The following is a 6703-nucleotide window of genomic DNA, read 5'->3' as shown; positions in this document are numbered from 1 at the left end:
AGATGTGTATAAGAGACAGTGGGGATAGGTGGTGGGGAGGGTCAGCCGTCGGTGGTTGTGATGCGGGCGTAGGCCAGGGACATGCCTATCGCGAGGTAGGACAGTGCCCGGAGGGCTCCCTCGGCCAGGCCGTCGAGCGACACCGGGTCGCGGATCAGGTCCACCAGGCTCGTCACCGACGTCGGCAGGAGGAACGGGTGCAACCAGTCGAGCGCCGAGATCTGCATCAGCACCCCGGAGACGATCAGCCCTCCGAGCACGCTCACCACCACCAGCATCGGATGCTCCGTGAAGGCGGAGACGGCGAGCGCGACCGCCCCCACGGCCATCAGGTACAGCGTCGCCCACGCCACGGCGAGCGCCAGCCGCCCCAGCACGTCCCCGATCGACAGCTCGGTCCCGGACATCGACACCAGCCCGTCCGTCCCGGCCAGGACCAGCCCCGTCACCAGGCCCGAGACGACGACCAGCGTGGACGCGACGAAGGCGACCACAAGCACCCCGGCCGCCTTGACCGCCAGCAGCCGCCCGCGCGCCACGGGGGCGAGCAGCCAGCCACGCAGCGCGCCGTGGGACTGCTCGCCGGCCAGCGCGTCGCCGCTCGCCATCGCGACCGTGAGCGGCAGCAGGAGCATCAGCAGCGTCATCAGCGACCCGAGGGGCAGCACGAAGGCGCTGGTCGCCATCGTGACGAAGATCGGCGGCCCGCCGTCCGGCCCGGGGCCCGGGCCCGTCTGGCTCGCGGAGACGGGTCCGTCCAGGGTCAGATCGACGGCGACGCCGGTGATGACGGGAAGGGCGGCGAGCAGCGCCAGCACGGCCAGCGTCCGGGGACGCCGGAAGATCCAGCGCACCTCGGCCCGCAGCAGGCGGACAAGCGGGACGCGCCGCCGCGCGGTCGTCGTCGCCGCGGGTGCGGCCCCGGACACCGGGGCGGGCAGGGGATCTCGGACTGCCATCGGGCCTCGCGCACTCATCGCGCCTCCTGGGGTTCGTCGCCGTCCAGCGCTCCCACCATGTCGCCCACGTCGTGCGTCAGCCGGGCGAACGCCTCCTCCAGCCCGGTGCGCTCCCGCCGGGCCTCGTCCACGTCGATGCCCGCGCGGACCAGGGTCTCGACCACCGTCGCCGGTGTCGTCGTCGTGACGTCCGCGCGCACGCCTTCCGGTGCGAGCCGCGCGGGGATCCGGTGCTCGCGCAGGGCATCGACCGCCCGGGCGCCGTCGGGGGTGGAGACGAGCAGGGTGGGGCTGCTCGACTCCAGGAGGTCGTCGAGCGCGCCCTGTGCCACCACGACGCCCTCGTTCAGCACCACCACGTGCGTGCACGTGGCCTCGACCTCCGCCAGCAGGTGCGACGACACGAGCACCGTCACGCCGCGGGCGTGCAGTTCCGCGATGATCCGGCGGACCTCCTGCGTGCCGGCGGGGTCCAGGCCGTTCGTGGGCTCGTCCAGCACGACGAGCCGGCGGGGCGCCAGCAGTGCCGAGGCCAGCCCCAGCCGCTGCTTCATGCCCAGCGAGTAGGCGCGGTACTTCTTCGTGGCGGCGTCCGTGAGCCCCACCCGGTCGAGTGCGGCGGACACGGCACCGTTCAGCTCCGCGGTGGCCAGCAGTGGTTCGGCGGCCGCGAATCGCAGCAGGTTCTCCCTGCCGGACAGGAACGGGTGGAATCCGGGCCCCTCCACCAGGGCCCCGACGTGCGGCAGGACGCGGTGGGCGTCGGTCGGCACCGGTGCGCCCAGCAGCTCGATCTCTCCCTCGGTCGGCTGGACGAGTCCGAGCAGCATGCGGATGGTGGTGGTCTTGCCGGAGCCGTTCGGCCCGAGCATCCCGACCACCGCGCCCTGCGGGACCTCCAGGTCGACGCCGTCCACGGCGACCGTGCCGCGGTAGACCTTGCGCAGCCCCCGGGTGCGCGCCGCGACGGCGGTCGCGGGGGCGGTGCCCGCCTCGGGAACCGTCGCCTCCGGAGCCGTCGCCTCGGCCTCCCGCGCCGTCGTCACTGCTGGTCCAGGGCGTCGACGAGCACCTGCTGCGGCACCGCACCGGCCGCGATCCGGCCGTCGTCGGTGATCACGGCGCCACCGACGGCCACCTGGACGAAGGTCCCGGAGCCGAACTCGCCGGACACCGGCCGGCCGATCTGCTCCAGGAACGCGCGGGCGTCCTGTCCGTCACCGGCCGGCCCCTCGGAGGCCCCGTCGGCGGGAGCCTGGCCGATCACCACGGTGTCCCACCCGTCGCCGACCGTCGTGGTCCGCTGCCGGAGGTCCTCGGCGTCGGGCGCTGTACCGTCGCCGGCGGACCGGGCGCCCGCCGTCGTCGTCTCGACGTCGGTGCCGGCAGGGGGCGTGAAGTCGAACAGGTCCGCGTCCTGCGCGCCGACCTCGAACCGGACGAAGCCGAGCGAGAGGACCGGTTCGGTGCTGCCGCCCACGTAGACCTCGACCCGCAGCGGCACGCGCGTCTCGTCGTCGATCGCGACGGTGATCTCCCGCAGGAGTGTCTTCTCCGTCGGCTTCGGGGTCAGCACGAGCTCGTACGCGGCCCGGTCCGCGACCCGTGCCGTCCCGTCCACGAAGATGTCACTGGTCGCGCGGAGCTGCTCGACGAGCCGGGCCGCCGCCTGCGAGGGGTCCGCGAGCTCGGACGCCGCGTGTTCCCGGGCGGCCGCGGCATCGGTGTCGTCCCAGGTGAAGTGCTTCGCGGCGGACTCCTGCGAGTCGTAGGCCCAGACCTCGCCCGGGCTCTTGACGACGGTGAGCTCGGACGCCGGCCGCTCGACCTGGATCCGGGTGCTCTCCGCGCCGTCGTGGAACACCCGCACGGAGTCGGCGTCGAGCACGTCCGCGCCGGACACCGGGCCCGTCCCCGGCAGGACGGGGAGCCCGAGGTCGTTGCTCACCTCCGCCACGCCGTCGAACGCGGGCGGGCGGGCCTCCAGCGTCGAGGCCACCAGCTGCTCCGCGTCGATCTCCGGCAGCACCGGGTCCTCGTCCGCGCCGGCGGGCAGGGCGCCGAGCGCCAGGCCGGCGAACCCTGCTGCGATACCCGACCCGGCGGCGACCAGCGCCTTCGTCCTCGGCCTCATGTGACGCTCCTTCGCTCTCCTACCAGTGTCCTGCACCTGACACCCTCCACGATGCGCCGTGTCCGCTGAGATCTTCCTGAGACCGGCGCCCCCTCCTGAGACCACGCTGAGAGCGGCACGCGGAGTGCCCCGTCGGCCTCCCGCGTGCGGCATGCTGGCAGGTATGAGACCGCAGATCCTCGTGGTCGACGACGAGCCCGGCATGCGCAAGGCGCTGGACCGCGGGCTGCGCGCGGAGGGCATGGACGTCACCGTCGCCGCGGACGGGCCGACGGCGCTGCGGCTGGCGCGCACCGGCTCGTTCGACGCGATCCTGCTGGACATCATGATCCCCGGCCTGTCCGGGTACCGCGTGCTGCAGGAGCTGCGGTCCGCACGCGTGCTGACGCCCGTGCTGCTCGTGTCCGCGAAGGACGGCGAGGTGGACCAGGCGGACGGGCTGGATCTCGGCGCCGACGGCTACGTGGTCAAGCCGTTCTCCTTCGTGGTGCTGGTCGCCCAGCTGCGTGCCACGCTGCGCCGCGCGGCGGCGGGCACGGCACGCGGCCGGATCGAGCTCGGCTCCCTGGCCATCGACCGCGGCACCCGGACGGTGCGGTACGACGACGTGGACGTGCCGCTGAGTCCACGCGAGTACGCGCTGCTGGAGGCACTGGCCGTCCGCGCCGGGACCGTGCGCACCAAGCAGGAGCTCCTGGACGAGGCGTGGGGCGACGAGCGGGCCGCGACGAGGAACGCCGTGGAGGTGTACATCGGCTACCTGCGCCGCAAGCTGGCTGCCGCCGGTGCCGGTTCCCTGGTGCGGACCGTGCGAGGGCACGGCTACCAGCTCGGGGAACCGCGCGCGTGACCGGGTCGCCGGGCGGTCGCTGGGCGGGCATGTCGCTGCGCCTGCGGATCACGGTCCTCGCCACGGTGGTCAGTCTGGCGTGCCTGCTGGGCCTCGCGCTGACCGCCGGCCGGGGACTCGGACCGCTGCTGACGCGCGCCGTGGACGCGGAACTGGCCACGGCGCTGACGGAGGCGGCCCGCGACGTCGTGGGCGGACGGACTCCGGCCACGCCCGACGGCCTGGAGATCTACGTCCTGGACACCGCGGGGCACGCCGTCGGGCCGGGCGAGGCCGACGGCGCCCGCGCGGACGACGCGGCGGACGACGCGGCGGGCGGCACGGCGGGCGGCACCGCCGACACCACGGCGGACGGCACCGGCAGCGCGCCGGCCCTGACGCGTGACCAGGTCCGCACGCTCAAGGCGAGCACCCCCATCACCACCCGCCCGCCGGCCACGGGGCGCGAAGGCGACGGCCCGCCCGTCCGCTGGCACGGGACCGTCGTCACCGCTCCTGACGGGAGCCAGCGGCTGGTGGTGGCCGGGACGGGGCTCGTGGGACTGGCCGCCGCCGAGGCGTCGGGCGGCCGCTGGCTGCTGGTCGTCGCCCTGGCCGGGACCGTCGTGGCGGGCGTGGCGATCTGGTTCGCCGTCGGCTCGGCGCTGCGGCCGGTGGCCCGGATGCGGCAGTCCGTACGCCGCCTCGGACCCGGCTCGCGGATCGAGGTGCCCGACGCCGCGGCCCGGGAGCTGCGCGCACTGGCCGAGGACTTCAACCTGCTGCTCGACCACCGGGACGCGACCGCCGAGCGGCTGCGCCGCTTCACGGGCGACGCGGCGCACGAGCTACGCTCCCCCGTGGCGTCGATCCGCGTGCAGTCGGAGGTCGCGGTGGCGAACCCCGACCCGCAAATCTCGCAGGAGGTGCACGCCGACGTCCTGGCCGACGCCGAGCGGCTCTCCGCCCTGCTCGACGGGCTGCTGGCACTCGCGCGCTCGGACGCCGGGGAACTCCCGCCGGCCCGCGACGTGGACCTGGTGGGCGAGGTGCGGGCCGCGGTGGCGCGGGCCGGGGACCAGCCGGTTCCGATCGTGACGGGCTCCCTGGCGGGCGAGGCGTGGGCGGCCGCCGCGCACACCGAGGTCGAGCTGGTCCTGGACAACCTGCTGCGCAACGCCTGCCGGTACACCCGCACGCGAGTGGTGGTGTCGGTGCTGGCCGACCGGCGTGGCGCGCGCGTCCTGGTGGACGACGACGGCCCGGGCATCGCCCCGGAGCACCGGGCAAGGGTCTTCGACCGCTTCTACCGCGTCGCGGACGACCGCGCCCGCTCCTCCGGTGGCGCCGGGCTGGGCCTGGCCCTGGTCGCGGAGCTGGTGCGCCGCCGGGGCGGCCGGGTCGCCGTCGGCGACTCCCCCGACGGCGGTGCCCGGTTCACGGTCGTCTGGCCGCGCGCGGCGTGACACCGCGCGCGGCCCGGCGCACGCGGCCTACCGCACGCTGCCCGTCACGTGCCCGGCGGGCACGGAACCACCGGTGACGTGGCGCCTGCGCACCGGGTAGGGCAGGGGGTGGGTGACCGCCCAGGCGACGTACCGGCAGATCAGCTCCTTGTGGCGGGCTGCCAGGCGCCCGCCCGGCGCGGCAGGCTTGGCCTGGTCGTCCGGCGTGACCATCTGGACGATGCCGTCGTGGCGACCCAGGCTGATGCACTGGTGGATGTAGGCCAGCGACGTGCTCGGGAGCTTTCCACCGGTCAGCCGCGCGGCGATGGAGTCCGCGGCCTGCCAGGCCATCGGAATGGCCGACGCGCAGGACATGCGCAGCGGGTTGCCCCGCGGACCGTCCGCGAGCGCGGCGTCACCCACGGCGTAGACGTCGGGGTGGGAGACGGACCGCATGGTCTCGTCCACGACGATCTGGCCACGCTCCGAGACGGTCAGCGACGTGGCGGCGGCGACCGGCTGCACGCCGAACCCCGCGCACCACACGGTGGCGTCGGCGGGAACCACGACGTCGCCGGCCACCACCTCGCTCGCGCCGACACGCTCGACATCGGTGTGCTCGTGGAGCGTCACTCCCAGGCGGTCCAGGGACTCGCGCAGGTGGCGCCGTCCCTTCGGGGAGAGCCAGTCGCCGAGCTCGCCCCTCGTGACGAGGGCGACGTCGAGGTCCTCGCGCGCCTCGGCGATCTCGGTGACGGCCTCGATGCCGGTCAGCCCGCCTCCGGCCACCACCACGTGGCTTCCCGGCGCGAGCGACGCGAGCCGTTCGCGCAGGCGTAGCGCACCGGGGCGGCTCGCGACGTGGTGGGCGTGCGCGGCGACGCCCGGCACGCCGGCGTCGTCCCAGGAGCTGCCCAGGGCGTAGACGAGCGTGTCGTAGCGCAGCTCGTCGGCGGTGGCCGGGTCGTCGGGCCCGGTGAGGGAGACGGTGCCGCGGTCGACGTCGACGGCGGCCACCCGCGCGACGCGCAGGGTGACGCCCGTGCCGGCGAGGATGTCGTGCAGTGGCCGGCGGGGCAGCTCCTGGCCGGCGGCGACCTGATGCATCCGGATCCGTTCGACGAAGTCCGGCTCGGCGTTGACCAGGGTGATGTCGACGTCGTCGGGGTGCAGGCGGCGGGCGAGTCGCCCGGCCGCGACGGCTCCGGCATATCCGGCTCCGAGGATGACGATGTGGTGCTTCATGAGTGCACTCAGCTCCTGTCGTGGATGGTGGTGCCTCCTGAACCGGACGGCGGCACGATCCCTGACACCTCGGGCCTATGACGACGGT

6 protein-coding genes are annotated in these 6703 nt (G+C 74.7%); 2 read left to right on the top strand and 4 right to left on the bottom strand.

Annotation, left to right across the window (positions count from 1 at the left end; all coding sequences use genetic code 11):
- Positions 1-41 precede the first annotated feature (41 nt).
- Genes HGK34_RS09210 through HGK34_RS09200 form a run of 3 tightly spaced genes read right to left on the bottom strand, consistent with a single transcriptional unit; the run spans position 42 to position 3093 of the window.
- Positions 42-977 carry an ABC transporter permease subunit gene (locus HGK34_RS09210; RefSeq protein ID WP_244666565.1) on the bottom strand — a complete coding sequence of 312 codons (936 nt, stop codon included), beginning with the start codon at positions 975-977 and terminating at the stop codon, positions 42-44.
- Positions 974-2005: an ABC transporter ATP-binding protein gene (locus HGK34_RS09205; protein ID WP_201846391.1), complete on the bottom strand. Its 1032-nt coding sequence runs from the start codon at positions 2003-2005 to the stop codon at positions 974-976. Before HGK34_RS09205 ends, HGK34_RS09210 begins: the two co-directional genes overlap by 4 nt.
- Positions 2002-3093 carry a LolA family protein gene (locus tag HGK34_RS09200; protein WP_201846390.1) on the bottom strand — a complete coding sequence of 364 codons (1092 nt, stop codon included), beginning with the start codon at positions 3091-3093 and terminating at the stop codon, positions 2002-2004. The genes HGK34_RS09205 and HGK34_RS09200 overlap by 4 nt, the downstream gene beginning before the upstream one ends.
- Before the next feature lie 163 nt (positions 3094-3256).
- Between HGK34_RS09200 and HGK34_RS09195 the strand changes: the two genes are divergently transcribed.
- Positions 3257-3943: a response regulator transcription factor gene (locus HGK34_RS09195; RefSeq protein WP_244666564.1), complete on the top strand. Its 687-nt coding sequence runs from the start codon at positions 3257-3259 to the stop codon at positions 3941-3943.
- Positions 3940-5388: a sensor histidine kinase gene (locus HGK34_RS09190; protein WP_307815873.1), complete on the top strand. Its 1449-nt coding sequence runs from the start codon at positions 3940-3942 to the stop codon at positions 5386-5388. The genes HGK34_RS09195 and HGK34_RS09190 overlap by 4 nt, the downstream gene beginning before the upstream one ends.
- A gap of 27 nt (positions 5389-5415) precedes the next feature.
- On the opposite strand, the gene HGK34_RS09185 is transcribed toward HGK34_RS09190, so the two are convergent.
- Positions 5416-6615, bottom strand: coding sequence for an NAD(P)/FAD-dependent oxidoreductase (locus HGK34_RS09185; protein WP_201846386.1), 1200 nt, complete (start codon positions 6613-6615; stop codon positions 5416-5418).
- Between the last annotated feature and the right edge of the window lie 88 nt (positions 6616-6703).

It is taken from the genome of Myceligenerans indicum (assembly GCF_016742955.1).
GTDB lineage: Bacteria > Actinomycetota > Actinomycetes > Actinomycetales > Cellulomonadaceae > Myceligenerans > Myceligenerans indicum.
Note: the sequence above shows the minus strand (reverse complement) of the source record. Positions and strands in the feature narration are given on the sequence as shown.

What these genes read in the sequence shown, in the direction of transcription:
- HGK34_RS09210 (WP_244666565.1), bottom strand. Translation starts at nt 977, where the DNA reads ATGAGTGCGCGAGGCCCGATGGCAGTCCGAGATCCCCTGCCCGCCCCG.
- HGK34_RS09200 (WP_201846390.1), bottom strand. Translation starts at nt 3,093, where the DNA reads ATGAGGCCGAGGACGAAGGCGCTGGTCGCCGCCGGGTCGGGTATCGCA.
- HGK34_RS09195 (WP_244666564.1), top strand. Translation starts at nt 3,257, where the DNA reads ATGAGACCGCAGATCCTCGTGGTCGACGACGAGCCCGGCATGCGCAAG.
- HGK34_RS09185 (WP_201846386.1), bottom strand. Translation starts at nt 6,615, where the DNA reads ATGAAGCACCACATCGTCATCCTCGGAGCCGGATATGCCGGAGCCGTC.